The 26,473-nt window shown below is 67.3% G+C and carries 23 protein-coding genes and 2 tRNA genes; 8 read left to right on the top strand and 17 right to left on the bottom strand.

The genetic code is table 11. The features are described from left to right. Positions 1 to 430: 430 nt before the first annotated feature. The 9 genes from ACFV2O_RS27845 to ACFV2O_RS27805 all read right to left on the bottom strand — a co-directional run bounded on the left by ACFV2O_RS27845 (position 431) and on the right by ACFV2O_RS27805 (position 11,145). The gene (locus tag ACFV2O_RS27845; protein WP_379254313.1) at positions 431 to 1,312 is read right to left on the bottom strand and encodes a hypothetical protein; all 882 of its coding nucleotides are present in this window, start codon (positions 1,310 to 1,312) and stop codon (positions 431 to 433) included. Positions 1,313 to 1,365: 53 nt separating this feature from the next. Continuing rightward, on the bottom strand, positions 1,366 to 3,840 hold the full coding sequence (locus ACFV2O_RS27840; RefSeq protein WP_379254311.1) for a hypothetical protein: 2,475 nt from the start codon (positions 3,838 to 3,840) through the stop codon (positions 1,366 to 1,368). Beyond that, on the bottom strand, positions 3,840 to 6,362 hold the full coding sequence (locus tag ACFV2O_RS27835) for an ATP-binding protein (protein ID WP_379254309.1): 2,523 nt from the start codon (positions 6,360 to 6,362) through the stop codon (positions 3,840 to 3,842). The genes ACFV2O_RS27840 and ACFV2O_RS27835 overlap by 1 nt, the downstream gene beginning before the upstream one ends. Continuing rightward, positions 6,362 to 6,910 (bottom strand): hypothetical protein, encoded by a 549-nt coding sequence (locus ACFV2O_RS27830; RefSeq protein ID WP_379254307.1) that lies wholly within the window; start codon positions 6,908 to 6,910, stop codon positions 6,362 to 6,364. The genes ACFV2O_RS27835 and ACFV2O_RS27830 overlap by 1 nt, the downstream gene beginning before the upstream one ends. Further along, on the bottom strand, positions 6,907 to 7,167 hold the full coding sequence (locus ACFV2O_RS27825) for a hypothetical protein (protein WP_039796594.1): 261 nt from the start codon (positions 7,165 to 7,167) through the stop codon (positions 6,907 to 6,909). Before ACFV2O_RS27825 ends, ACFV2O_RS27830 begins: the two co-directional genes overlap by 4 nt. A gap of 16 nt (positions 7,168 to 7,183) precedes the next feature. Beyond that, positions 7,184 to 8,095: a conjugal transfer protein gene (locus tag ACFV2O_RS27820; RefSeq protein WP_379254305.1), complete on the bottom strand. Its 912-nt coding sequence runs from the start codon at positions 8,093 to 8,095 to the stop codon at positions 7,184 to 7,186. A 162-nt stretch (positions 8,096 to 8,257) separates the two neighbouring features. Then, positions 8,258 to 9,382, bottom strand: a complete 1,125-nt coding sequence (locus ACFV2O_RS27815) for a GAF domain-containing protein (protein WP_364429660.1) — start codon at positions 9,380 to 9,382, stop codon at positions 8,258 to 8,260. A 369-nt stretch (positions 9,383 to 9,751) separates the two neighbouring features. Continuing rightward, a complete protein-coding gene (locus ACFV2O_RS27810) occupies positions 9,752 to 10,642 on the bottom strand; it encodes an ROK family protein (RefSeq protein ID WP_379254303.1) in 891 nt (296 codons plus the stop codon). A 50-nt stretch (positions 10,643 to 10,692) separates the two neighbouring features. Next, the gene (locus tag ACFV2O_RS27805; RefSeq protein WP_379254301.1) at positions 10,693 to 11,145 is read right to left on the bottom strand and encodes a hypothetical protein; all 453 of its coding nucleotides are present in this window, start codon (positions 11,143 to 11,145) and stop codon (positions 10,693 to 10,695) included. Positions 11,146 to 11,411: 266 nt separating this feature from the next. On the opposite strand from ACFV2O_RS27805, the gene ACFV2O_RS27800 reads away from it, so the two are divergent. Next, a complete protein-coding gene (locus ACFV2O_RS27800) occupies positions 11,412 to 12,128 on the top strand; it encodes a MerR family transcriptional regulator (RefSeq protein WP_379254299.1) in 717 nt (238 codons plus the stop codon). A gap of 379 nt (positions 12,129 to 12,507) precedes the next feature. Here ACFV2O_RS27800 and ACFV2O_RS27795 read toward each other — a convergent pair. Both ACFV2O_RS27795 and ACFV2O_RS27790 read right to left on the bottom strand, forming a co-directional pair. Continuing rightward, positions 12,508 to 12,584 (bottom strand) — tRNA-Pro (locus tag ACFV2O_RS27795). A 47-nt stretch (positions 12,585 to 12,631) separates the two neighbouring features. Further along, positions 12,632 to 12,705: transfer RNA gene (locus ACFV2O_RS27790), tRNA-Gly, on the bottom strand. Positions 12,706 to 13,695: 990 nt separating this feature from the next. Here ACFV2O_RS27790 and ACFV2O_RS27785 point away from each other — a divergent pair. Next, positions 13,696 to 14,646: a diguanylate cyclase domain-containing protein gene (locus ACFV2O_RS27785; RefSeq protein ID WP_379254297.1), complete on the top strand. Its 951-nt coding sequence runs from the start codon at positions 13,696 to 13,698 to the stop codon at positions 14,644 to 14,646. 15 nt (positions 14,647 to 14,661) lie between these two features. Here the strand turns inward: ACFV2O_RS27785 and ACFV2O_RS27780 are convergent, their stop codons facing one another. Together ACFV2O_RS27780 and ACFV2O_RS27775 are read right to left on the bottom strand one after the other, a co-directional pair. After that, positions 14,662 to 15,474 carry a DNA-formamidopyrimidine glycosylase family protein gene (locus tag ACFV2O_RS27780; protein WP_364429671.1) on the bottom strand — a complete coding sequence of 271 codons (813 nt, stop codon included), beginning with the start codon at positions 15,472 to 15,474 and terminating at the stop codon, positions 14,662 to 14,664. 23 nt (positions 15,475 to 15,497) lie between these two features. Continuing rightward, complete coding sequence (locus ACFV2O_RS27775; protein ID WP_355075948.1) at positions 15,498 to 15,971, bottom strand: ribose-5-phosphate isomerase; 474 nt, start codon at positions 15,969 to 15,971, stop codon at positions 15,498 to 15,500. A 175-nt stretch (positions 15,972 to 16,146) separates the two neighbouring features. Here ACFV2O_RS27775 and ACFV2O_RS27770 point away from each other — a divergent pair, with 175 nt between their 5' ends. Next, on the top strand, positions 16,147 to 17,256 hold the full coding sequence (locus ACFV2O_RS27770; protein WP_379254294.1) for a M48 family metallopeptidase: 1,110 nt from the start codon (positions 16,147 to 16,149) through the stop codon (positions 17,254 to 17,256). Between the two features lie 40 nt (positions 17,257 to 17,296). On the opposite strand, the gene ACFV2O_RS27765 is transcribed toward ACFV2O_RS27770, so the two are convergent. Next, complete coding sequence (locus ACFV2O_RS27765; RefSeq protein ID WP_379254292.1) at positions 17,297 to 17,938, bottom strand: disulfide bond formation protein DsbA; 642 nt, start codon at positions 17,936 to 17,938, stop codon at positions 17,297 to 17,299. Positions 17,939 to 18,117: 179 nt separating this feature from the next. Here ACFV2O_RS27765 and ACFV2O_RS27760 point away from each other — a divergent pair, with 179 nt between their 5' ends. The 4 genes from ACFV2O_RS27760 to ACFV2O_RS27745 all read left to right on the top strand — a co-directional run bounded on the left by ACFV2O_RS27760 (position 18,118) and on the right by ACFV2O_RS27745 (position 21,881). After that, the gene (locus ACFV2O_RS27760) at positions 18,118 to 19,353 is read left to right on the top strand and encodes an NAD(P)/FAD-dependent oxidoreductase (RefSeq protein ID WP_379254290.1); all 1,236 of its coding nucleotides are present in this window, start codon (positions 18,118 to 18,120) and stop codon (positions 19,351 to 19,353) included. A 106-nt stretch (positions 19,354 to 19,459) separates the two neighbouring features. Continuing rightward, positions 19,460 to 19,861, top strand: a complete 402-nt coding sequence (locus ACFV2O_RS27755; protein ID WP_379254288.1) for a YciI family protein — start codon at positions 19,460 to 19,462, stop codon at positions 19,859 to 19,861. Then, a complete protein-coding gene (locus ACFV2O_RS27750; RefSeq protein ID WP_379254287.1) occupies positions 19,858 to 21,123 on the top strand; it encodes an RNA polymerase sigma factor in 1,266 nt (421 codons plus the stop codon). The genes ACFV2O_RS27755 and ACFV2O_RS27750 overlap by 4 nt, the downstream gene beginning before the upstream one ends. A gap of 281 nt (positions 21,124 to 21,404) precedes the next feature. Beyond that, positions 21,405 to 21,881 (top strand): NUDIX domain-containing protein, encoded by a 477-nt coding sequence (locus ACFV2O_RS27745; protein WP_379254286.1) that lies wholly within the window; start codon positions 21,405 to 21,407, stop codon positions 21,879 to 21,881. A gap of 3 nt (positions 21,882 to 21,884) precedes the next feature. Here ACFV2O_RS27745 and ACFV2O_RS27740 read toward each other — a convergent pair whose 3' ends face one another. Next, positions 21,885 to 22,721 (bottom strand): phosphoribosylaminoimidazolesuccinocarboxamide synthase, encoded by an 837-nt coding sequence (locus ACFV2O_RS27740; RefSeq protein ID WP_355075936.1) that lies wholly within the window; start codon positions 22,719 to 22,721, stop codon positions 21,885 to 21,887. Positions 22,722 to 22,937: 216 nt separating this feature from the next. Here ACFV2O_RS27740 and pepN point away from each other — a divergent pair, with 216 nt between their 5' ends. Beyond that, positions 22,938 to 25,520, top strand: a complete 2,583-nt coding sequence (gene pepN / locus ACFV2O_RS27735; protein ID WP_379254284.1) for an aminopeptidase N — start codon at positions 22,938 to 22,940, stop codon at positions 25,518 to 25,520. Between the two features lie 137 nt (positions 25,521 to 25,657). On the opposite strand, the gene ACFV2O_RS27730 is transcribed toward pepN, so the two are convergent. Further along, positions 25,658 to 26,122, bottom strand: coding sequence for a DUF5130 domain-containing protein (locus tag ACFV2O_RS27730; RefSeq protein WP_355075932.1), 465 nt, complete (start codon positions 26,120 to 26,122; stop codon positions 25,658 to 25,660). Further along, a complete protein-coding gene (locus ACFV2O_RS27725) occupies positions 26,109 to 26,387 on the bottom strand; it encodes a hypothetical protein (RefSeq protein WP_355075930.1) in 279 nt (92 codons plus the stop codon). The genes ACFV2O_RS27730 and ACFV2O_RS27725 overlap by 14 nt, the downstream gene beginning before the upstream one ends. Between the last annotated feature and the right edge of the window lie 86 nt (positions 26,388 to 26,473).

Genomic DNA, 26,473 nt, shown 5'->3' with positions numbered 1-26,473 from the left:
CGGCTCCGGCTCAGGCTCCCGACCCACACCCCCACCCGGCGGCGCCGCCTCCACCCGCGGAGCCACCACACCACCCGGCGCACCCTCAACCGACTGACCCGGCTGCTGAACCGGCGGACCACCCTGCTGACCAGGCACAGCATGACCCGGCACAGGCGGACCAGACGAACCCGGGCTCGCCTGCGCAGGACCCGCGTGACCGGGATCGCCTGCTCCATTCAGCTGACCAGGCCCCGACTGGCCCGGCCCTGGAGCGCCGGACTGCCCCGGTCCAGGGGACGGGCTGCCAGGCTGCCCCGGCACCCCACCCGGCCGTTGCCGCTGCTGATCCGGCCGGTTCGACCACGGCGTCACCGGCCCCGGCGTCGCCTCGGGGTCCTCGCCGGTTTCAATCTGGGGCTCTACTTCTGTTGGCGGCATCGCTTACTCATCACATTCCACTGCCGAGCACTCGCTTCACCCGCACGTCGTTCGTGCTCGGGATGACCAGTTCGACCAATTCACCGGTCGTCACATCGGTGGTGACGAGCCGTGTCTCGCTGACCGCGATGCCGACCTGAGTCGGCGCATTGCTTCGATAATTCCAGAAAACCAAGTCACCCGCCGATACCGCGGAGGGATCCACCCGCTGGCCGCAAGCACCCTGTGCCGCAACCGTATTCGGCAGCACGACCACTGCTGCCCCATCGGCCTGCCCACATGCCCGCCGCGCCGAGCCGCTCGTTTGTCCGGCGCCGTCGGTAGCGGATGACTGCTCCGCGGTAGCCGCGCATCGCCCCGTCGATTGCGCGACCGAGGCCTGGTAGATCACCGATCTGGTGAACTCCGCGGCGCCCCCGCGGCTACCGGAGCCGTTCTGCGGGCCGCTCGCCATCACCTGGGCCAGGGCGAGCTGGCGGGCGCACTCCGCGCCGACACCCGAACTGCCGTTCAGCAAGGGAGCACTCTGATACGGCGCGTCTTTCAACGCCGTGGCACAGGCGCGCTGCCAGTCGGACGCGCCGGTGTCGTCCGGCGCGATGGTCAGCTCCGCGTACGGGTTGGTGGTGGGAGTGGTGGTCAACCCACCCGTCGGCGCGCTCTGCGCCGTCGGCCGCGCCACCGTCGAGGCGCGACTCGCGGTCACCGTCAAGGAGGGGTCGGGCCCCACCGCACTGTCGCACTGGTAATGCAGGTCCGCGGCGACCGATGACGTCGCACCGCCGATGACCAGCACCAGGACCATCAGGATCAGGGACACGACGCTCACGCCACCCAGCACCACCCAAACCCAGAGCGGCATCAGTACGAACGTCAGGAGACGACCGATCATCGACTACCTTTCTGCGATATCCGTCTCACCGTCTAGCCCTTGTCGAGGGCTGATCAGCGGCCGCGCGGGTTTCTGAGAGGATCGAGGATCGTAGGGGGAATGCGGGGCAGCGCATTTGCGCCCGAGTCCGGTTGCGGGAGCGAGACAGCACCCGTAATACTCCGGCCCGCCTGCCACTGGTCCGTCTGGGCAGCTTTGTCGATTTCGGAACGCAGTACTCGGATCCGATCGAAGTCGCGAGGATTTTCTCCTACCCAGTTGGTAGTCGCCTGGATCCGCAGTGCATGCTCGTTGGAGATCCAGCTCCGCAACCTGTCCGCTTCGTTCGTGGTCAGGTCCCGACCACCGATCTGCAAAGCTGGGGTTGTCGGAGCCGTGCCGTTCGCGTGCGCCTGCAGACTGTCCATGAAATCCTTGCTGGGGTTCGCGATGTAACCCCTGCCGAGCCGGGCCAGATCTTCCGAAATGTGCACACCGCCCTGGTAATCCCCTCGGTACCGATCGACGCTGGCCTCCAATGCGTGGTACCTGGCCATGTACATTTGCCGATCATTCGTGTGGAAGTGGTTCTCGAGATGCTTGTGCGCGGCAAGGACGTTCGCGAGGTGCTTCGAGGCGAGCGGCTCGGCGTCGGCATGTCGAATGATGTCCGTCCGTGCCTCGATTGCCCGTTGCGCCATGTGCTCGGGAACCCCCGCCATCAGAAGGGCGTGATACGCACCGGTCTGCGGGCCGCCACTACCGGTCAGGTGCGTGACATTCTCCATGGCGAAGGCGCTGCCTCGCTCACTGCGTCTGCTGTTGCCCGAGCGTCTCAGACCACGCCGGGCCGCGTTCGCCGCGGCCACACGGTCGTACAGTCCACCGTGAGCCGCCTCGCGCAGGTCTTTGGTCTTCAGGCCCTTCTTCTTCAGCTGCTTGTCGACGTGGTCCACGCGAGAAAACGGATTCAACGGGTTGAGGCGGCCACCGGCAAGCCATGCGGTGAGCGGCGAGCTGTTGATGGTGCTTATCGCGCCGACCATCGCGAGCGGAGTCATCGAGCCGGCCGCGTTCGAATTGCCCATACCCATGCCCATACCCAGCGCGGAGCCACCTCCGCCACCCCCGCTTCCCGACGATCCACCGCTTTGTATCGCCACCCCGATACGGTTGGTCACCCAGTCGTTGGCCTCATCGATATTCCGGCTCAGACGCCGCACCTGGACGATGGCGACGATCTCGACGCCCGCCCCGATGACGAACACCACCATGATCTGGCCGTTCGCCGCTCGGAACAGGCTACCCAACAAGAGCTCGTAGATGCCGAGAGCGATGACGAAGAAGGCCATCTTCCCGGCGGCGATGAAGCCGTGGACCACGCAGCGAACGGTGAACGTCTGCGTCGGCCCGTAGATGTACCCCCCCGCGGCGAATCCGAAGACCGACGCGAACCCGTAGTAGATGAGGTCGAGCACGGCCCACATGATCTTGATGGACAAGTACGCGGCGAATGCCAGAAGAATGACCGCGCACAGCAATAGCAGCAATCCGGCTCCGATTTGACCGACACTCGGATTGTCCACCGCGGAATACGCCGCGCTGTCGCCGCAAGCCCTCATTCCGTTCTTCACTCGGTCGTCGCTACCTGTCGTCATGCCGGACGACCACGCCGCCCTGCAGGACGGATTGCTGTCCACGATGTGCCCGAAGTTCCATACCTGCAGCGGAAGTCGTACAAAATTATCCGCCATGGTCGTTTGCAACGTGCTGACCAGCTGCTCCGGATTCGGGTTGTTGCTCCCGTTCAAGCCCGCCGCGACCGAGAGTCCCAGGTCACGCCCTTGCACCAGGAAACCCTGGGCGGACAGCGCCTCGGACAATGGATCAGCCAGAATGGGCACGCCCGCGATCGCGACTGCGATCATGACCACGACCTGCATCACAGCCTTGGCGATCATCGCGCGCACGATGAAATATCCCACGAAGATCGCGCCGATCGTCGCCGCTGTCCCTGCGAGCACGGGTGTCGCGATCTGCCCCGTGAAGTGCAGAGCCATCGCACGCAACGGCGCGCTGATCAGGTTCAGCCACCTGAAGCTCATTGCCTCACCGGGTAGCCAGACTCCTGTTGTCGAAAAGAGCAGCCATACCGCGAACAGCGGCATGAGGAGGATCCACAGCGCGAAATTCGCCAGGTTGAGGACTCCGCCTTTGTCGATCACCAACCTGTAACTGGAGACATTCACTCCGGAGGAGTCTTTGACGTCCATCCAGCTGGTCGCGCTGTTCGGCGCGGCTCCCGGGGCCACCGTACCTGGCTGCGCGATGGATATCGCGTGAACGAGACCTGGGCAGACGAACAGCACGAAGAGCGCGAGGAGTATCCAGGCGATCCGGCGGCGACGGCGCGACGCGGCGATCCAGGCCCGGAAGCGCCGGAACACCATTTGCGGGCGCCAACGTTCCGCGTCCCAGAACTGCGGTTCCCAAGGCATCCCGAAGGAGGACTGATGCGCGCGAGCGCCGGAGCCGAATAGAGATCTCATCAGACAGACCACTCCGGCAAGGCCGAACGCGCACCATTAGCGCTGGTCGGCGTACTGGTGATGGCCGCGGCCCGGTCCGGGCGCGCCGGACCGAGCACCTTGCCGCGCCCGATGCGGTTCAGCGCGTCACGCATGAACATCTCGCCGCGGCGCTCCTCGGGAATCTTACGACCGGGCCCGACCGGAGGCGAGGTCTCTTCACGCAGGATCTGCAACAAGAAGGGCGCTTCCTCCAGATCTACGCCGAGCCATTCCAAACTGTTGCGCGCCAACGTCTCGTCGCGCTGGCGGAAGACGAACCGGTTCGGAATGAGATTGTGTGCCGCGCCCTGGAAGTCGGTGGCCGGGTCGTGCGAAGCGAGCCCGATCGCGGCCAGGTGCTTACGGCCGTCGCGGCTGAAATCCGAGGTGACCGCCGAACCGACCTGCGTCTGAGTGAAGTGGTGCGCCTCGTCGCCGACCAGCAGGCCGAACCTGCCGTTGTCGGAGAGGAACGCCTCCCGCGCCGCGACGCCGACCAGTTCGTAGAGCGCCGTGCCGAGCCGCTTCGTCAGCGGCAACCGGTTGTACAGATGGGGAGTGGTCAATTCCTCCGCGCTCGGCAGTTGCAGGTTGTGACTGCGGACGACGGTCGCGGCGGCGTCGAGGCGCAGTGGTCGCAACTTGGGGTCGAACAGCACCGGCACCCGCTCCACCACGGTACCCAGCCGCGCCGCGAGGTCGGCGTACTCCTCGCCTCGCTCAGGGTGCTCGCGTAGGCGGCGAACGACATGGAACAAATCGAGCAGACTTTTGATCTTGTGCTCGGCCATGCCTCGCGGTGACAGCAGATTGCTCGCCGCAGCGCCTGCGCCGGAAGTCGGTGACAGATCCAGCAGCGGGAGGATCGAGTCCAGCGCACGTTCACCAGCGATCCGCGCGTTGAACAACCGCAACGGATCCAGCGACACCGTGGGGTTGGCGAGATCGATGACGACCGCGTCATCGATCGACCGTGCGAAATGCTCCCATTCCCCCACTTGACTTCGGTCGATCGCGAGGAACTGGCCGCCCATGTCGTGCACGAGCACCGCCATCAGCTTGAGGAAATACGACTTGCCCGAACCGAGTTCGCCGGTCACCGCGAACGAGGCGGACAGGTCGTGCAGCGCGGCCTCCATGATGCCGAAGTGGATCGGTTCGAAATGACCCGACAACAGATTGACCCCGATCACCGGACCGCTGTCGTCACCGATCTCGCTGGTGGTGAACGGTACGAAACCGGCCCACATGTCCGAGGGGACGATATGGGCGAAATCGTCGAAGGCACGACGCGGCGGGCTGCCGGGCACCAACATCGACCACAGGTCGACCTGCGCGCCGACCGGAGCGGTCACGTCGACCTGGAACCGCTTGTAGCGCCGCTTGAGCGTGTTGACCGCGTCCATCGTGGCGTCCCTGGTCGGCCCGCCGATGGCGATGACCGTGGTGAACGAAACCTCCGATTCACCGCCGTTGACTTCGAAGTGCTGGTTGTATTCACCGAGCATCTGTGCCTTCGACGCCAGCGTGTTCTGTGCGAACGAGATCTCCTGGTCGCGCTGGTCCATCTGCTCGCCGAGCCTGCGCAGGCTGAGCTCGTTGTTCTTGAGCACCTCGTCGGCGGGTTTGGTGGAGATCCGCATGCCCCAGTCCACGGTGACGTCGCCCAGGCCCTCCAGCACGTTGAGGAACTCGCTGCCGCCGGGAAATGTCATGCCCGCGTACGGGAACGAGTGCGGCGTCAGCATCGCCTGGTATGACGGGCGGTAATCGAAATCGGGCTGCACCACCTTGATCACGGGGACGAACGACGGCCGGATACGCCGGTTGCTCTCGGTTTGGGCGCCCTCGTCGAGCGCGGCGGAACGGAACACCGCCGCCGTCGCGTCGTCCAGCGCACCGGCCCGCGTGGGCGCCACCGGATCCCCCGCCGCACCGCGCGAGAGATAGTGCTCCCACAGCCATTGGAACAGGGCGGCGGGCACCGGCACCGGATCGAAGTCGCCGCCGATCCTGGACAGGATCTCGTTCGCCTTCTCGTCGTATTGATCCAGGTCGGCGCGGGAGATCGCGGTCGCGTCGATGGTGGGAGTGCTGCCGCGCCACAGGCGCGACAGCGCGGAGATACTGGAATTGCTGGCCCCGACCGGAATCGACAGCAGGAAGATTCGGGTCTGCGGCATGATGGCGTGCACGCGCTCGTAGGAGGCCACCACCTCGTCTGCGTAGTCCTCACACTCGTCCAGGTCGACGCCCTCCACCATCTTGGTGAGCACGTCGATCGTGTTCAGCCGCGCCTGGATCCCGAGCAGCAGCGATCCGCTCGGCAAGTTGGTGACCAGCGCATGATGCGCCATCTTGACGTCGTACTTGTCACCGGCTTTGCGCAAGCCGTAGCCCAGCGGATTGATGAAATACGTCGCGGTGACCAGACCGGAATGGGTGAACTGGAGATTGCCGCGAATTGCCGCGGTCGGCTGTAGATCTCGTCCGAGTGCCATCAGGGGCGTCCTCCGGGGGGCGGGCCGCTGCCGTTATCGTTGTCTTCGTCGTCGCCATTGAGTCGCAGCCACAGGTCGGTGACTTTTCTGCCACCTATCACTTCGAGCATCCGGACGCCGGACTTCGGCTCGGTGGCCACTGCCGCATCAGCGTGGTCGGGCAGCAAGAGGACCACGCTCTTCTCGACGAATACGGTGTGGCGCACCGAGTCGCTGCCGATCGGCATGCCCGAGGCGGACACCGGCTTGCGGTAGACGACGAGCCTGCCGAGCCACAGGGCGCGCGAGGTCATCCGGACGCCCGTGTACGGCACGAGCCCGAGCACGAAGACCGCCAGGACGGTCAGCGCCAGACCCGTGATGAAAGTGACGGCCGGATTGACCGGGAGGGTCATGGCGCCGACCGAAGCCACCGACATCATCGCCACACCGGCGGCAACCTGCGGCAGGGTGTAGGGACCGAACGGGAGCTTCTGCCCGTTCTGCGCCTTGCCGATCATCGTGGGGACACGTTTGATCGGCGTGAACACCTTGATGACTTGGCTCATCGATAGCCACCGATGGGATGATCGGGGACGATCAGGTTGGCGTCCGTGCGCGCGTAGTTGATGGTCGTAGGCAGAATCCAGATCACCACCCCGGCCATCAACCCCGAGCCGAAGACGACGATGATCCGCGCCGGTGACAGCCTCGATTTCGCCGCCTCGGAAATCACCACACCGATCGTGACGATGGCGATGATGATCATTCCGCCCCATCGGACAAAGATCAGGATGCCATAGAGGATGTTGCTCAAATTACCCATCGGGCTGCCTCTCGGATCAGTTCTGTGTCGCCGGCGGAATCGTCACCGACGTCGAAGGGGACGAGGACGAGGTGGGCGGCGTTCCGCCGCGCGAATCCTGACCGACGACCACCGCCAGCGGAGTCGACAAGGCGGGAATCGGGTCTATGGACACCACCTGCCACTGGCCCGCATTGCGGATCATGGTGAGCGGGTAGGCCAGCGTCACGGTCGCTCCCGTATCGGCTTTGGGGTTGACGGTGGCCAGCACCTGGGCCTTTGCGCCGCCGGAGCCGCAACTCGAATCGTCTGTGGTGAGCGAGGTCAGCTCAACGGCGGTGAAGGGGGGCGGTTTCAGGGCGGCCAGCCCCGCATCCGGTGTGGTGTAGCGTGCCACGTCACCGTTTCCGGCCAGCATGGCGCTCAGGAAGCCGGCCGCGACTTGCCCCAGCACGGTATCTGGTGCGCAGGGCGCGCCGTAGGCCAGCTTGAGATCCACACCCTTCGAGGGTGCTTGGACCAAGGCAGGCGTCGACAGCGCACGTAGCCGTCCATCGGACACCGACACCGCGACGCGGTAGAACTGCCGCTGGTCCGGCGCTGCCGCGGCACCGGCTTTGCCGACCCGGACCGACACCGTCACCGACCACACCTCCAGCCCGCCCGTAGCGAGCGCGCGGGATACGTAAACGACAGCGGGGTCGGAGACTTGGCGCGCGGACGAAGGCAATGTGATCTGCTGATTGGAGCCGACATATTCGCCGATCCGATCCTGCTGTCCCGCAACGGCAGTTAGGTAGGCGACGACGAACTGCTCGGCATAAGAGCCGGCTAATTGCGCATGCCCGACGATTGCCGTCGTCGAGTCATCCGACGGCGCGGGCGGGCCGGAGTCGAAGACACTGAGAATCGCGTGACCACCGCCGAGTACGGCGAGAACGGCGAGCACCGCGACCACGATGTTGTCGCGGCGACGGCGAGCCGCCATCCGGCGAAGCAGTGCCTCACCCGAATCCGCCGACTCACGAACACCTGTCCTCACTCCCGAAATGGTAGAGAGCACACGGGTTCTTAACCGGCCAGTAGTTCCCACTCATGGGAACTAAAACTGTCAGCAGGCAGGGTTGCTTTTCATCCTGCCCGCCAGCCAATGCCGCAATTGTTCGTCGTATCCGATCGGCGCGTTGCGCTGCCGCGGTTCCAGCACCTGGCGATGGGTTTCCAGCAACGGAACGTCGTCGGCGACACGGACCAGCTGGGCGATCGCCAGCTGTCTGCTGGAGTACCCGGGATAGGGGTAGAGGAGCAGCGACGTGGGCGTGTAACCGCCGCCGTAGTTGAGTACCCGCAACGTCACACCGCAGCTGTCGCCCGACCGCAGCCGTTCGCCGAGTTCCGCCAGCCGGGGACGGTCGTCCGGATGGAAGACGTCGACCGGACGGAAGAGATAGTCCCACCGCACCCACGGCGCGGGATCGGTGAGCCAGTGCGAGATGCTGGTGTGCTCGAGCTGGACCACGGCCAGATGCGTACCCGCCCGGCGATGCGCCTCCCGCAATCCGATTCGTTCCAAGGTCGGCCACGCCGCAGGCGCGTTCTCCGAGGTCACGTCCTCGATCAGCCACCAAGCGCCGCGCGTGCGGTCGTCATCGCGGGCACGAATGGTGATCCGCCATTGGGCCGGGCGCCCGAATCCGTGTATCACGGTGGTGTCGAATTGCATTCGCTCACCGGGCTTGGGGTCGTAGAGCAGATCGAGCATCTCGGCGTGCCGGTCGAAACTCGATACTCGGTGGAACAGTTCCGCGATCGACATCCTAGGGACGTACTCTTCGGCGGTACTGCCGGACAGCCGCGTGATGCCGCTCGGTTGCTGAATGGTCTGACTGCTCAGGTCCCAGATGGCGCCCACCGCCGGGCGCAACGGAGGCACCCGCTCGGACGCGGGGCCCAGCCACAGTCGCACCGCGTGCACGTCGCCCGCCGGACCGAAGATCGGGCGGATGAGCAGTTGGTGCCGCCCCGCTCGCGTCTGAATGGCGAGGTCGACGTCCTGCGCCTGATCGTGCGCGGTCTGGATCGCCTCCGTCAGCCCTGCCGTCGTGAGTTTGTCGTACAGCGCCGGTGTTTTGGACAGGGTTCGCTGCAGCACCCGCTGCCAGCTCGCGAACTCACGCGGTGCATCTCCCACCGACGCCACGGACATGCCGTCCGGCGTCAACGTCTCGATCGTCACCCATGGAATCACTGCGCCACTTCGCTTCGCACTTGCCCGACCAGCCGTTCCTCCGGGTCCGCCTACCCGGATGAGACATATTGTGACTCAGGCAATGTACCGTTATTTAGCGGCTCAATCAACCGGTGACACCTTCGGCTTGTTCTTCAGAAGTGTGCACCACGTTCATCGAACCCACGGTTGCGAGTTCATTTTGTTCACGCTTCGTTCCGACGGAGCCGTCAGGAGGGAGCCGGACAAGCCAGCGGCACGTCGGGCGCAAACCGAGCAGCACCGACTCACCTTGCTGCCCTGGCTTCTTCGTAGCAAATGCGCACGACCGAGGACGACTCTTTCTGTCCCGTGCTCGGGATCAAGCGAGGAAGACACTCATGCGCGGGCGGCCACCGCCAGAACCCCAGCGCCTGCGAGCAACCCGAAATCTCCGAGCTGCGATGGAACGACACGCAGTCCCGGCAAGAAGCTCAGCCGGGCGTGGGTGGCGACAGCCTCTCCCAGGGGTTTCCACAGGACCGGACCCGCTTCGGCGATCGAACCGCCGAGGACTACGACGTCGAGGTCGAGCAGCGCCGCCACCGACGCGACAGCCCGGCCGAGCGCCGTTCCGGCTCGATCCAGCGCGGCGGCGGGAACGCTCTCGCCCACCTGGGCAGCTTTCACCAGTTCGGTTACCGAGGCGCCTTCCCAGCCTTGCGCACGCGCCCAGCGCACCGCCGACGCACCACCCGCCACGGCTTCCAAGCAGCCGCGACCGCCGCACACACAGCGATCGTCGAAGCCGGAGACCAGAACATGACCCACATGCCCCCCGTTGCCGGTGCGTCCGACCACGGTGAAGCCGCCCACGACGACACCACCCGCAATCCGCTCCGACACGGTGATGGCCAATCCGTCCGCAACGTTGCTCAGGGCTCCGAAGTTTCGTTCGGCGAGCCCGAGGCACACACCATCCAGTGCGAGGTGGATGGATGCCTCAGGAAACAGTTTTTGTGCCGCTTCCACGATGGCGAAGCCCGTTCGCCACTCTGCGACTTCCATCGGCGCTACTACTCCCGCGACCATGTCGATGGGCCCCGCCGAGGCGATACCGAGCGCGGTGACCGTCGAACCTTCCGCGGCGTCGAGCAAGATTTCCCGACACCGATCCCACGCACCGGAGGCGGGGATCGGGATCTGCCGGATATCTTCGGTGCCGACATCGTCGGCGACGCGCGTCGCCGCGAACCGCGACGGCCCGATCTCCAATGCCAGCACTGTCATGAGTTACGCACCACCGAAGGACTCGACGCGAAAAGCTGCACGCAGCATAGTCACAGACCGTCGGTGCCGGTCGGCTTCAGGGGCTGCCCGAGCACGATGTGCCGACGGGGTGCGGGAAGAGTGGATATGGTGCGCAGCGGACGCGGGCCGTTGCGAATGATGCGCATAGGGCGCTTGTGGTCGATCGGCGCGGCGCGGTGCCGGTCCAGGTTCTCGATGACGCTGCCGGAGTTGTCATAGGCGACGCCGGCCCAGATCATCGCGCGGGGACCGTCACCCCGGGTGGTCAGCGTCTGCGCCAATTGGCGGCACTGCGTGAGCAGCGGGCAACTCTGGCAGGTGCGCACCGCCGCTCGCCAGGCATCCGGATTCCCGCTGTCCATGTCCCAGTTGTCCGGGACGTCGGCGCACGGGGGCCGCTGGTTCGACTTTGCCGGAATCGACGAGATCTTTGCTGACGCAATGGATCCCGTGTCCATCGGAAGGGTTCGCGTAATGCTCATAGCCATCTCCGGGGATGCCGAGCACACACCTCTGGCAGGTGCGTGGCCCATGGATCGGACGTCATCAGGGCTGCTCAACAGTCCCCGGAACCCAGCCGCGATAAGCTGGTCTACGCACGGTAGCCCACTGTTGCCCAGCACACAACCTTTTGTACCGCTATGTAACGGCTCGTTGACCTTCAAGCAACACCCAGCTACCGTCTTTAACGGCACGTTATGAAACGGACCGTTTTCCACGGGGGCCCGACTATGGTTTCCTTTTAAACATGGCTGCAGACTCTGAATTCACGATCGACGAACTGGCACGGGCAGCCGACACCACCGTGCGCAGCGTCCGCGTGTACCACGAGCGAGGTCTGCTGCCCTCGCCGGAGGTGCGCGGGCGGATCGGGTACTACGGGTCGGACCACCTCAACCGGCTGCAAACGATCAGCCGCTTGCTGGGGCGGGGCATGAAGCTGAACGGGATCAGGGAACTGCTCGAAGCCTGGGACCGTGGCGACGGACTCGCCGATGTACTCGGAGTGAAGAGTCAGAACGCAGCCGAAGCAGACCCGGAAGCCACCACCGAGCCACAGGACAGCTACGCGGAGTTGCCGGACTACGCGAAGCAGGCGCTGGCCTCCAGCGAGGACCCGCTCGAGGCGTACCGGGTGACGAATCCACGGTGCTGCGATCTGGCCACCCGGCTGCACGACACCGGGCTGCCTACGCAGGACACGTTCCAATTGGTCGAACGTCTGCGCGCGGACTGCGATCGCATCGCCGACCGCTTCGCCACCGAGTTGTTCTACCGGCTGGCCGGGCAGACCTACGAGGAATCCGCACGAACCCCGCGGGATCGCACGAAACTGGAGACCGATCTGGCGATCGCCCGGTTGATCGTCACCCGCGCCACGTCGGAACTGATCGATCAGGCGTTCGCCCGGCACTCCGAGTTGCCGCCGGTGGCCACCAGCCCGCAGGGGCAAGCCGAACAGTGACGGCGCGGGCCGCGAACCGACCGTTCTCTTATTTCCATCCGGCGCTGTCGAATACTTAAGTAGACAAATCCGTTCGAGCCTTTCGAGCGCTGCGCCGGTGACGGCGACCCGAATGTCTCGTATCCCGATCTCGCGCGTCGAACCCGACGGCCGGCGAATCGTCGAACTCGGCTACTCAGGACCGGTGCCGAAGGGTTGCCACGGGGTGTCCGGCGACCGCAGCCGCAGACGGAAGTCTCCGCGCCTTCCCCATGGCCGCCGTCGCACATGGGCGAAACCCGCTGGGATACGTAGGTATACCGATCCGATGATCGAAGGCGGCGCGGCGGCGGCACCGCCTGCAGATCGAGATCCGAGCACGAACCTCACCCCCGAACGATGGTCGGGGTGACAGGATTTGAACCTGCGACCCTCCGCTCCCAAAGCGGATGCGCTACCAAGCTGCGCTACACCCCGTGGCCCTCGCGGCGACGCGGCGGCCGCCGACGAGGATGAATGCTCCGTGGAGCGGGTGACGGGAATCGAACCCGCACCATCAGCTTGGAAGGCTGAGGTTCTACCATTGAACTACACCCGCAGGCATACGACACCGATGGGATCGCCACGATGTCGTGTGCGATCCGACTGTACCGAACCAGGCTTCCGAAACGCCAATCAGCCCCCCGCGCAGCGCGATCTCGCAGGTTGCCCGCCGAAGCGCTCCAGGGTTGCCGCATCCAGTGTCGCACGTCGGGCGCGCGGGCACGCGGCAGCGCGCGTCGGAAATTTTTAAAGGTGATTTTTCATTGAAACTCTGGCGTGTCGGATTCCGGTGGGCGAAACTCAGATGACACAGATGTCACGCCAGGAACTTCGCTCGAGGGAATTCCGATGAGGACCGCACGACTCGCTGTCACAACCGCCGCGCGCGGCGTGTCGCGCAGCCACGGCCACGATACCGAGCAGGGTTCCGGGCGCTCTGCGCCGAGAAGTCTTTCCGGCGAACCCTCGGCCGATCGCACGGCAACCCGCTGGCCGGGAGAGCGGGATGACACCGACATCGCGCCACTGGGCGGCGAGCGGCACCCGAGCCGGTTCGGCCCGAGGACCGCGAGCAGGCGCCCACCTCCAGCACGCCAGGAACAACCATTCGCAACTCGACAGGGAAGACGAGGACGTCGCGTGCGAGAACCGATTCTCGTGAAGCAAGCGGCGCGTGGACGGTCCGGACCGCCCCCGTGGCTCACGCACCACTCTCCGCACACCTCGTACAGCGTGTCGCCAGCGCGTCGCGCCGCGATTTTGCAGCGAACGGGAATCCGGTGTAACACCAACGCGACGGGAACGATCACATACCCGATCGCCATTCGCCAGGCGTCGAGAACACGTTGCAAATCGCCGCTTTTCGATGCCGAGTGGCTTGCTAGGATCCTTTTTGCCGGACGGGGGTATCTGGAAAGGGGGCGGTGAACGTGCGCCGAACCAGGTGGACGCAACCGCGTAGCAGTGGGAACGATCAGGGTGACGCCGGCGCCTGTGTGACTACAGGGCACCTGGGTACCGACGTCGCCCACACCGGGTGAGTCCGATGTCGACCGACATCGAGCCCCCGGTAGCCGCTATGGCCCGAGCATGGGCCCGTGCGGTCTGCGCCGAGCCCGGTTCGGGCGCGGCGCCCCAGCAGTTGGAACCGGTGCTGATCGAGATCGTCGAGCGCCTGCTCACACTCGCGCGCTGCGAGCCGTTCCCGGTTCCGGAAGCACGCATGCTCGGGGCCCGGCTCGCCGACGCGCCGTTCGACCGGATCCGGATGCTGGCGCAGGCCACGCGCTGGCTGCTCGGCTTCCCGTCCGGCACGCCCGGCTCCCTGGTGGCCACACGCTGGCCGTTCATCGCCAGTCAGGCCATCGACAGTTACGCCCAGGCGCTTCAGGAGCGCGCTCTCGCGCAACAGGAACAGAACCTGTCGGCCAAGGTGTCGCTGCGCGTGCAGGAGATCGCCGCGCTGCAGCACCGGTTGCGCCACGAGGCCACCCACGACGCGCTGACCGATCTGGCCAACCGGACGCTGCTGCAGGACAAGGTGCGCCTGATGGCCACCGACCCGACGCGCGGCGTCGGGTTGCTGCTGATCGACCTGGACCGGTTCAAGCAGATCAACGACGGGTACGGGCATGCGATCGGTGACGAAGTGCTGGTCGAACTGGCCGGCAGACTGCGCGAAGCGTGCCCGCCGGACACGGTGATCTGCCGGTACGGCGGTGACGAGTTCGTGCTCGCGACCAACCCCCGCCACAACAACCTCGGTGACCTCGCGCATCGGATCGTGGCCGCGCTGCGTGACCCGGTCTGGTCGTCGGCCGGGCCCGTTCCGGTGTCGGCCAGCGTGGGCACCGCCTACAACCCGCCGGGCAGCCCGCTCGATTTCACCGATCTGCTGCGCCGCGCCGATCGCGCGATGTACTCCGCGAAGACGGCCGGTGGGCGCCGCTTCGCCCTCGCGGACGAGCCGGACATCGACACCGCCGTCGCCGGCTGACCCGGCCGATCCGGGTCAGCCGGGTTGACAGGTGGGGCACCAGAAGAGATTCCGCGCCTGCATCACCTGATGGGCGATCGGCGTCTCGCACAGACGGCACGGGGCGCCTTGGCGGCGGTAGACATAGGTGCGCGGGCGATCCGGGGCATACGAGGGCTCGCCGTGATCATGTTCGGGCCGCACCACGACCATCTTCCCGACGCGCACCCCTACCCGCATGAGCGCGACCAGATCGGACCACATGTCCGCCCATTCGCCCGCGGACAGCTCCGTACCCGGACGATGCGGGGAGATCCCATGGCGGAAAAGCAATTCCGCGCGATAGACGTTGCCGACCCCCGCGACCACCTGCTGGTCCATCAGCAGCGCGCCGATCGGCCTGCGGGAACGATGGATGCGCTGCCACGCCCGGTCCGGATCGGCGCCGCGCCGCAGCGGATCAGGACCGAGCCGATCGGTGAGCGCCGTCACCTCCGGCGGCAGCAGGATCTCGCACGCGGCAGGCCCGCGCAGGTCGGTGCCGAAGCCCGGCTGCCCGTCCGGCTCCCCGGACAAGCGCATCCGGACCTGCCCGACCGGCTCCCCCATCGGCAGCGCGGATTCGGTGAACGTGCCGTACAGGCCGAGATGCACGTGCACCACCAGTCCCGAGTCGTAGTGGTGCAGCAGGTGTTTGCCCCACGCCTCGGATTTCGTCAGCACCTGCCCGTCCACCCGGGCAGCGCCCGCGGCGAACTTGCCTTGCGGGCTCGATACGCGCACCACACCGCCCGCGAGCCGACGCTGATGCAGCCGCGCCAGGCGGTGCAGCGTATGTCCTTCCGGCACAGCCGATTACGACCTCGGTGCGCTCAGTACGCGGGAACCGCCGGCGCGATGCCGGTCTTCTCGTACTCGGCCAGGATGTCGATGCGACGCTGGTGGCGCTCCTCGCCCGACCAGGGGGTGGAGACGAACGCGTCCACGATGGCCAGCGCCTCCTCGGTCGAGTGCATGCGGCCGCCGATGCCGATCAGCTGCGCGTTGTTGTGCTCGCGTGCCAGCTTCGCGGTCTCCACGCTCCAGGCCAGCGCGCACCGGGCGCCGGGCACCTTGTTCGCGGCGATCTGTTCGCCGTTGCCGCTGCCGCCGAACACCAGGCCGAGGCTGCCGGGGTCGGCGACGGTCCGGCGGGCCGCCTCGATGCAGAAGGCGGGGTAGTCGTCCAGCGCGTCGTACTCGAGCGCGCCGCAGTCGACGACCTCGTGGCCCGCCTGCTCCAGATGGGCCTTGACGTGATTCTTCAGTTCGAAACCGGCATGGTCGGCACCCAGGTAAACGCGCATGGCAGGCATTGTGTCAGGTGGCCGCCGCGCGGCGGCGAGAGGGCTTGCCCCGCGATTAACACCGCGGCGGGCCCGCGCGAATCGACTGATGCGCCAGTTGTGTTCGCGGCCACAGTGCCCGATGACACGGCCGACGCGCCGACCCCGTTCCCGGCAACTGAATAGAGTTCATTCCATGCAGCCGTTCGAACCCCAGCCGTCCGACCAGGCGGGCCGACAGGCCGACCCGTACGCCCAGCAGGGCGGGTGGGTCTCGGATCGGAGCACGCCTGCCGCGTCGTACGGCCAGCAGTACACCTCGGGCTCCTATCCGTCCGCGCCCCCGGCTGCGTATCCGGCGCCCTATGGCTCCTACCCCGGCGCCCCGGTGCCCCCCGGAGCTCCGCCGCAGCGGCAGCCCCGCGGTCTGTCGCCGTTCGGCATGCCCGCACGGCACAGCTGGGAGATACCGATGCTCGTCGTCGTGGTGGTGTTCACCGTGTTCGCGTATCTGATCGCGCTGGTGCTGCTCGCCACCGGGAACTTCGACCAGTACGTCCTCGCGTTCGCGGCTGCCCCGCTGCTGCTGTGGTTCGGTCGCGGCATCAACTACGCGGGCCAGCGGGTGAACGGCGTGAAGATGTCGCCGACCCAGTTCCCCGAGGGCTATCAGATGGTGGTGGACGCCGCCGCTCGCTTCGGCATGGCGAAGGTGCCGGACGCGTACGTGGTGCTCGGCAACGGCCAGATCAACGCGTTCGCCAGCGGGCACGGGTTCCGGCGCTACGTAGTGGTCTACAGCGATCTGTTCGAGATCGGCGGCGCCGCACGCGAACCCGACGCGCTGGCGTTCATCATCGGCCACGAGGTCGGTCACATCGCGGCGGGGCACACGTCGTACTGGCGGCAGCTGGGCATGTTCCTGGTGCCGTTCCTGCCGGTCGTCGGCAACAGCTTGATCCGCGCGCAGGAGTACACCGCCGACAACCACGGCTTCTGCAATCGGCACACCGGCGCGTCCGCCGCCATGGGCACCCTGGCCGCGGGCAAGTACATGAACCGGCTGGTCGGCTTCGACGAGATGGCCGACCGGGCGGCCGTCGAGAAGGGCTTCTTCGTCTGGATGGTGAACGCTCTGTCCAGCCACCCCGTGCTCACCTGGCGGATGTGGGCGCTGCGCGATCGCAGCAGGCACGGGAAGCTGTTCCTGCGCCCTGCCCCGCCCGCGGGCGCCGGTGTGCCCGAGGGCGGGTACGCGAGTTCCTACGGCCAGGTGCCCGCGAGCCCGCCGAAGTCCGCGTTCTGACCGCGCCGGGTGCCGCGCGACGGCACCCGGGCGCGGGTGCTCAGTCGAACGACGGATCTTCGGTCCGCGTGCGCTTCAGCTCGAAGAAGTGCGGGTAGGACGCCAGTGCCACCGCGCCGTCCCAGACCTTGCCCGCTTCCTCGCCGCGGGGAATACGGGACAGCACCGGACCGAAGAACGCGGTCCCGTTGATGTGGATGGTCGGGGTGCCGACGTCCGGTCCCACCTTGTCCATGCCCGCGTGGTGGCTCTCGCGCAGCGCCTCGTCGTAGTCGGCGCTCTCGGCGGCCGCGGCCAGCTCGGCGGGCAGACCGACCTCCGCCAGCGCGTCGGCGATCACCGCGGCGAGGGTTTCCTTGCGGCTCTCGCGTTCGTACTCGGCCCGCCGGTTGTGGATGCGCGTGCCCATCGCGGTGTACAGCGGCGACAGCACCTTGTCGCCGTGCTCCTGCGCCGCGGCGATCGCGACGCGGACCGGGCCCCACCCCGTGTCGAGCAGTTCCTTGTACTGCGGCGGCACATCTCTGCCCTCGTTCAGCACCGACAGGCTCATCACGTGGAACCGGGCTTCGATGTCGCGCACCTGCTCGACCTCGAGGATCCAGCGGGACGTGATCCAACACCACGGGCACAGCGGGTCGAACCAGAAATCGGCGACGTCCTTGGTGGCTTCGTCGGTCACGGGCGGCTTCCTCTCGATCGCAAGCGGACGGGCGGCCGCGCACTGCGCCGCCCTACCGAGCAACCACGCCGGCGCGCGATTCGTTCCCACTCGCGGCATCCGTTTTCCCGAGCGGCGCGCACGGCTGCCAGTAGGGTTGACCGGCAGGTGCTTGGTTCCCTTCGGAGAAGGAGTCCGCGATGAGTTCTGACCAGCATTTCGTCATAGTCGGCGGCGGACTGGGCGCGGCCAAGACAGCAGAAGCTCTGCGCGAGAAGGACTTCGAGGGAAGCGTGACACTGATCGGCGCCGAGGAGCACCTGCCCTACGACCGGCCGCCGCTGTCGAAGGAGCATCTGCTCGGGAAGAAGGCGCTGCCGGAATTCATCGTCGATCCCGCGCAGTGGTATCGCGACCACCACATCGACATCCGCCTCGGCACCACCGTCACCGGGCTGGACCCCGCGGCCAAGACGGTCACCCTGCCCGACGGTTCCACACTGTCCTACGACAAGCTCGCGCTCGCCACCGGCTCCACGCCGCGGACATTGCCCGTTCCCGGCGCCGACGCGCCGAACGTGTACACGTTGCGCACCATCGAGGACTCCGACACGTTGATCGAGCTGTTCGGCAGCGCGACGCGGCGCCTCGTCATCATCGGCGCCGGCTGGATCGGCCTCGAGGTCGCCGCCGCGGCCAGGGCGGCGGGCGTCGAGGTGACCATCGTCGAACGCGCCGACCTGCCGCTGCTCGCGGTGCTCGGACCGGAGATGGGAGAGGTGTTCGCCGATCTGCACCGGGCCAACGGCGTCGACTTCCGGTTCGGCGCGCAGGTCGAGGCGATCACCACCGAGGACGCGATCGCGACCGCGGTCGCCAACGGCGTCCGGCTCGCCGACGGCAGCACGATCGAAGCCGACGCGGTGCTGGTCGCCGTCGGCGCGCGCCCGAACGTGGAACTGGCCGCCGACGCCGGTCTCGCCGTGGACGACGGCGTGCTGGTCGACGAACGCCTGGCCACCAGCGATCCGGACATCGTCGCGGTCGGTGACATCGCCGCCCAGCAGCACCCTGTGCTCGGCAGGCGGGTCCGGGTGGAGCACTGGGCCAACGCGCTCAACCAACCCGCGGTCGCCGCCGCGACCATGCTCGGCAAGCAGGCTTCCTACGACCGGCTGCCCTATTTCTTCACCGACCAGTACGACCTGGGCATGGAGTACACCGGGTACGCCGCGCCGGGCGAACACGCCAGGGTCGTCGTGCGCGGCGACACGGCGGCACGCGAGTTCGTGGCGTTCTGGCTGGACGGGGACAACCGCGTGCTCGCCGGGATGAACGTGAACGTCTGGGACGTGACCGACCGGATCAAGGAACTGATCCTGGCGGGCGAACCGGTCGATCCGGATCGACTGGCCGACACCTCGGCCGAGCTGTGATGTGGATCACTGCACAGATGTGTCGAACGCACGCGGCGTGCTCCGACCTCCTCTCGGGCGCCACCGGAGCGCTCCCAGCGACCGAACGCCGGAGAGGAAATCGACCGTGAAATACATGCTGCTGAAGACCTACGCACCCACCAAGTACTGCGACACACCGATCAACGAATGGTCCCCGGAAGAGATCCGAGCGCACATAGACTTCCAGCGCGCGCTGGGTGCGCAACTGGCCGAGGCGGGCGAGTTGGTGGACGCGCAGGGATTGGCCGGGCCGGAGGAGGCGCGGATCGTCAGTTCGGACGGCCGGTCGGCGCCGGTGGTCACGGACGGGCCTTTCCCGGAGACCAAAGAGTTCTTGGCGGGGTACTGGATCGTCGACGTGGACAGCCCCGAGCGGGCCTACGAGATCGCGGCGCAGGCCTCCGCCGCCCCCGGCCCCGGCGGCAAACCGATCGGCGAGTACATCGAAGTTCGCGCGGTGATGGGCGCCCCCGCCACCGAGCAATGAGCGACCGGAGTGCGGTGCCCGACGACACACCGCTCCCGGCGAGCACCGAGGACCTGCTGCGCGCACTGGCGCCGCAGGTCCTCGGAACGCTCGTCCGCCGCTTCGGTGATTTCGACACCGCAGAGGACGCGCTGCAGGAAGCGCTGCTCGCGGCCGCGACCCAGTGGCCGACGGAGGGCCTGCCGGACAATCCGCGGGCTTGGCTGATCCAGGTCGCGCAGCGCCGCATGGCCGACGCCGTGCGCGCGGAGGTGGCCCGGCGGCGCAGGGAGACCACGGCTTTCGACCGCGAGGTGCCCGACGCCGTCCCCGTGGACCACGACGACACGCTGACCATGCTGTTCCTGTGCTGCCACCCGGCGCTGACGCCCGCCGCCGCCATCGCACTGACGCTGCGCGCGGTGGGCGGACTCGGCACCGAACAGATCGCCCGCGCCTTCCTGTTACCGGAAGCGACCATGGCGCAACGGATCACACGAGCGAAGAAGAAGCTGGCCACCGTCGAGCGGCCCTTCGCGCAGCCGGGCGATCAGCGGTGGCGCGAGCGGCTGGGCGCGGTACTGCACGTGTTGTACCTCATCTTCAACGAAGGTCACACCAGCAGTTCAGGTCACACGTTGCAGCGAACGGACCTGTCCGATGAGGCGATCCGGCTCACCAGGGCGGTGCACCGGCTGCTGCCCGGCGACAACGAGGTCACCGGGTTGCTCGCGTTGATGCTGCTCACCGACGCCCGCCGGGCCGCACGCACCGGCGCGCACGGCGAACTCGTCCCACTGGCCGAACAGGATCGCGCGCTGTGGGATCGTGCGCTGATCACCGAAGGGACGACCTTGGTCACCGGCACGCTCTCCGGCGGCTTGCGCGGGCCCTATCAGATCCAGGCGGCCATCGCGGTCCTGCACGCGCAGGCTCCGCCTGCCGAGGACACCGAGTGGACCAAGATCCTCGCGCTGTACGACCGGCTCGAACGGCTCTCGGACAATCCGATGGTGACGCTGAACCGGGCGGTGGCGAAGGCGATGGTGGCGGGGCCCGAAGCCGGTCTCGCGCTGGCCGAGACCCTCGACGAACACCTGTCGGGTTCCCACCGGCTCGACGCCGTGCGCGGCCATCTGCACGAGATGGCCGGTGCGATCGACGCGGCCATCGCCTGCTACACCAAGGCCGCCGCCCGCACGACGAGCGTCCCCGAGCGCGACTATCTGACCATCCGTGCGGCACAGCTGCGCCACGGGGCACGAGTGAACCTCCCCGACTGAGCGGGTGCACGAATGGTCGCGGTGGCAGCGCCGGATCGGCGAATGCGAGCACGTCCGCCGACAGCCGGGATCGCCGGACGTGATCGTGGTTCGACCCGGCACGGCCGCTCGGGATGCCGGGTGGCGCCGCCGCACCACACCGGACCCGGCGAGTGGAGCCCTTCGCATTGCGTGGGACTTCGAGCGGCGGGCGTGGCGGCCGAAAGCGGTCGCTCCGGCGACGCGCCGGGCACCGGCATGCGAGGGCACTCGGCCGATCGCGACGGGGCAGACTACCCGGTGTGGCAGGCAAACACAGTGCGGGAGTCCTTCTCTTCCGCCGGAACCCCGGCGGCGCCGTCGAAGTATTGCTCGGACACATGGGCGGGCCGTTCTGGGCGCGAAAAGACCTGGGCGCGTGGTCGATTCCGAAGGGCGAGTACGAGCCGGAGACGGAGGACGCCGAGGTCGCGGCGAGCCGGGAGTTCGCCGAGGAACTCGGGCTGCCGGTCCCGGACGGCACGTGGCTGCCGTTGGGCGAGGTGCGTTACAGCAGCGGCAAGAAGGTGCTCACCGTCTGGGCCGTCGAAGGCGACCTCGATCCCGCCGCCGTGGTACCGGGAACCTTCCAGCTGGAGTGGCCGCCGCGCTCCGGCCGCCTCGCGGAGTTCCCCGAGATCGACCGCGCGGACTGGTTCGACGCACCCACCGCGCGAGACAAGCTCGTCGCGGGGCAGCGGCCCTGCCTGGACCGGCTGACCGAGCTGCTCGCGGACTGACCGCTATCGCGGCACGCCCGCCCAGGTCCGGCCGGTGATGAGTTCGTAGGCCTCCACGTACTTCTGGCGGGTCGCCGCGACGACATCGGCCGGGATCTCCGGGCCGGGCGCCTCCTTGTTCCAGCCCGTGGAGGTGGACCAGTCGCGGACGAACTGCTTGTCGAACGAGCGCTGCGCGCGGCCCGGCTCCCACTCGTCGGCGGGCCAGAAACGCGACGAATCGGAGGTGAGCACTTCGTCGCCGAGGGTGAGCACATCGCCGTCCCAGCCGAATTCGACCTTGGTGTCCGCGACGATGACACCGCGTTCGGCGGCGTGCGCGGCGCCCCTGGCGTAGATGTGCAAGGTGAGTTCGCGCAGCCGCTCGGCGACCTCGCGTCCCTCCTGGTTCACCACGTCCGCGAAGGTGATCGCCTCGTCGTGCCCCTCGGACGCCTTGGTGGTCGGTGTGAAGATCGGCTCCGGCAGCTTGTCGCCCTCGCGCAGACCGGGCGGCAGCGCGATCCCGCACACCGAGCCCGTCTGCCGGTATTCCACCAGCCCGGACCCGGTCAGGTAACCGCGCGCGATGCATTCCACCTGCACCATCTTCAGCGGCTTCACCCGAATGCCGCGACCGGCGAACTCGGCGGGCACGTCGGTGGCCGAGACCACATGGTTGGGCACATCGGTGAAGTACTCGAACCACCAGTTGGACAACTGCGTGAGCAGGGCGCCCTTGTCCGGGATCGGCGTCGGCAGCACCACGTCGTACACCGAAACCCGGTCGGACGCGACCAGCACCAGCGTGTCGCCGTCCTCGTACAGGTCACGCACCTTCCCGGCGTGCACATGCTTCAACGTCGAGCCTCCGAATCCCTGGGGTGAACCTGCGCTGTACCAGGCACAATACCGCCGCCCCCGAGCACCGCCGCCGCGCCGTCCGCCGCACACAGCGGACCGGTGCGTAAGTGCCGCGAACATTAGGGTTGATCGGGAAAGTCCCGCGCGGCCTGCCACCCCGAGGTGGCATTGTGGGTTTTGCCCGTGCCAGTTCTTCGACCACGAAGGAGCCTTATGTCCGCACCCAACCTCACTCGCGACCAGGCGATCGAACGCGCCGCGACGGTGTCGGTCGAGAACTACCGCGTCGAGCTGGATCTGACCGACGGCGCGGGCAAACCGGGCGAGCAGACCTTCTTCTCCCGCAGCACCGTGACCTTCGGCGCGACACCGGGCGCGAGCACATTCGTCGACATCGTGGCGCGCGGCGTGCGCTCGGCGGTGCTCAACGGGACCGCGCTGGACGTCTCCGGTTACGACGAGTCGACCGGGATCACGCTGACCGACCTGGCCGAGCACAACGAGCTGGTGGTCGAGGCCGACTGCGAGTACTCGCACACCGGCGAGGGTCTGCACCGGTTCGTCGACCCCGCCGACGACGCCGTCTACCTGTACTCGCAGTTCGAAACCGCCGACGCCAAGCGGATGTTCGCCTGCTTCGATCAGCCGGATCTGAAAGCCACCTTCGATATCGCCGTCACCGCACCGGAGGACTGGCAGGTCGTCTCCAACGCGGCCGTGGTGCAGACGCTCGTGGCGGAGCCGGGCAAGCACGTCTTCCGCACCACCCCGAAGATGAGCACCTACCTGGTCGCGCTCATCGCGGGCCCGTACGCGCAGTGGACCGACGTCTACACCGACGACCACGGCGATATCCCCCTCGGCATCTACTGCCGCGCCTCGCTCGCCGAGCACATGGACGCCGAGCGGCTGTTCACCGAGACCAAGCAAGGTTTCGGCTTCTACCACCGCAACTTCGGCGTGCCGTACGCGTTCGGCAAGTACGACCAGCTGTTCGTCCCCGAATTCAACGCGGGCGCGATGGAGAACGCGGGCGCGGTGACCTTCCTGGAGGACTACGTCTTCCGGTCCAAGGTCACCCGGGCGTCCTACGAGCGTCGCGCCGAGACCGTGCTGCACGAGATGGCGCACATGTGGTTCGGCGACCTGGTCACCATGAAATGGTGGGACGACCTGTGGTTGAACGAGTCGTTCGCCACGTTCGCGTCGGTGCTGTGCCAGTCCGAGGCCACCGAGTACACCAACGCCTGGACCACCTTCGCGAACGTGGAGAAGTCCTGGGCCTACCGGCAGGACCAGCTGCCCTCCACCCACCCGATCGCCGCCGACATCCCCGATCTCGCCGCGGTCGAGGTCAACTTCGACGGCATCACCTACGCCAAGGGCGCCAGCGTCCTCAAGCAGCTCGTCGCGTATGTCGGGCTGGAGCCGTTCCTGGCGGGCCTGCGCGCGTACTTCGCCGACCACGCCTACGGCAACGCCACCTTCGACGATCTGCTGTCGGCGCTGGAGAAGTCGTCCGGCCGCGACCTGTCCACCTGGGGTGCGCAGTGGCTCAAGACCACCGGATTGAACATCCTGCGCCCCGACTTCGAGGTGGACGCCGAGGGTAGGTTCACCTCGTTCGCGGTCGTGCAGGAGGGGGCGCAGCCGGGCGCGGGCGAGCGGCGCGTGCACCGTCTCGCGGTCGGCGTCTACGACGACCAGAACGGAAAACTGGTGCGCACCAAGCGCGTCGAGCTCGACCTCGACGCCGCCGAACGCACCGAGGTACCCGAGCTGGCCGGCGTGCCGCGCGGCCAGTTCGTGCTGGTCAACGACGACGACCTCACCTACTGCTCGATCCGCCTCGACGCCGGTTCGCTCGACGTGCTGGTCAACCGCATCGCCGACATCGCGGAGCCGCTGCCGCGCACGCTCGCCTGGTCGGCGGCCTGGGAGATGACGCGCCAGGCCGAGTTCCGCGCCCGTGATTTCGTCGCGCTGGTCGAGCGTGGAGTCGGCGCCGAGAGCGAGATCGGTGTGGTGCAACGGCTGTTGATGCAGGCCAACACCGCGCTGGGCAGCTACGCCGAGCCGGAATGGGCCGCGACCACCGGCTGGCCGGAATACGCGAACAGGCTGCTGGAGCTGGCGCGCGAAGCAGAACCCGGCTCCGACCACCAGCTGGCCTTCGTCAACGCGCTGACCGGCGCGAAGTTGTCGGCCTGGCACACCGAGGTGCTGAGCGAGCTGCGCGACGGCGACCCGGCGAAGGTCGGATTGCCCGGCCTGGTGGTCGATACCGACCTGCGCTGGCGGATCGTGTCGGCGCTCGCGGCGGCGGGCGAGATCGACGCCGAGGGGCTGCACACTCCGGTCATCGATGAGGAGCTGGCCAACGACCCCACAGCCGCGGGCAAGCGGCAGGCGGCCGCCGCAGCGACGGCGCGTCCGATCGCCGAGGTGAAGGAGCAGGCGTGGGCGACGGTGATGGGCGACGATTCGGTACCCAACATCACCGCCCGCTCGATCGTCGGCGGCTTCGCGCCCGCCGGGCAGGGTGAGCTGCTCGCCTCCTACGTGGAGCGGTATTTCGCCGAGGTGCCCGGCGTCTGGGAGCGTCGTTCCAGCGAGGTCGCCCAGACCGTGGTGGTCGGCCTCTACCCGCACTGGGCGATCAGCGAGGACGCGGTGGCCGTCGCCGACAAGTTCCTGGCCGGCGATCATCCCCCGGCGCTGCGCCGGCTGGTCAGCGAGGGCAAGGCGGGGATCGAACGCTCGCTGCGGGCCCGCGCCTTCGACGCACAGCCGTAGACGAAACCGGCGCGTCCACCCTTGGTCGGGTGGACGCGCCGGACTTATCGCAACCACTGCGGCACACCCCGTCTTTCGAGCGGAGCGAGACCGAGCATGTGCCGTTCGCGGCGCCGCAGGCGCTGCAAATGTGACAGCTACCTGCCGATGGCGGCGGCCATCACGCGGACGGCGGAGACCACGCCGTCGATCAACTGGCCCTGCCGGAACGAGCTCAACGCGGCGGTGACGCCGAGCTGGCAGACGCGATCGTTCGCACGGTCGGCGACCGCCCGGCCCGAGCGCACCTCGATCGCCTTCTCGTTGGGCGAGACGGCGATGAGCACCGAGTGCGCCGCCTCGGGCGTGCCAGGGAAGATCGCGTCCGCGGACGCGGCCGGGTCCTCGCCCAGATCGCCGATGTAGACGTTGAAGCGCACCTTCGTCGCGCGGGTCGCCTCGGTGAGCACGTTGTCCATGGTGAGCCGCTCTACGTCGTTGAACGGCGCCTCCTTGAACACGTCGCCTGCCTCGTGCACGCCGGAGACGCGTCCGCTGCTGGTGATCGCGTATCCGTGCGGCAAATCGGCTTCGACCACCGCGGGCCACTTAGAACCTGCCACTTGCCCGTCCTCCGATCAGCTCCACCGCGGTGGACTCGATGGCCGCATGCTGCTCATGCGGCGTTTCCGCGAAATGGTGACCCGAGCCGATCACCTCTTCGGTGGCACTCCACAGCACCGGCGACGCGGTCCACTTCTGGCCGAGGGCGAAGTGGACCGGCTTCTCGCCAGGCAGCGGCTTACCGAGGAACGACAATCCGGCGATGATGCCGTAGATCACCAGCGGTATGCCGGCGAAGATCAGCACTGTCTCGAGAATGCTCACGGATCAAAGGTAGACGATCCTCTGTAGTAGTTCTCCGTCCGGTCGAGCCGGATCGCCCTCCGTGTCGATTGCATCGGCTCCGAGCT

Origin of the sequence: Nocardia sp. NPDC059691, from assembly GCF_042733915.1 — a bacterium.
GTDB lineage: Bacteria > Actinomycetota > Actinomycetes > Mycobacteriales > Mycobacteriaceae > Nocardia > Nocardia sichangensis.
This window is presented reverse-complemented; position numbering and strand designations above follow the sequence as displayed.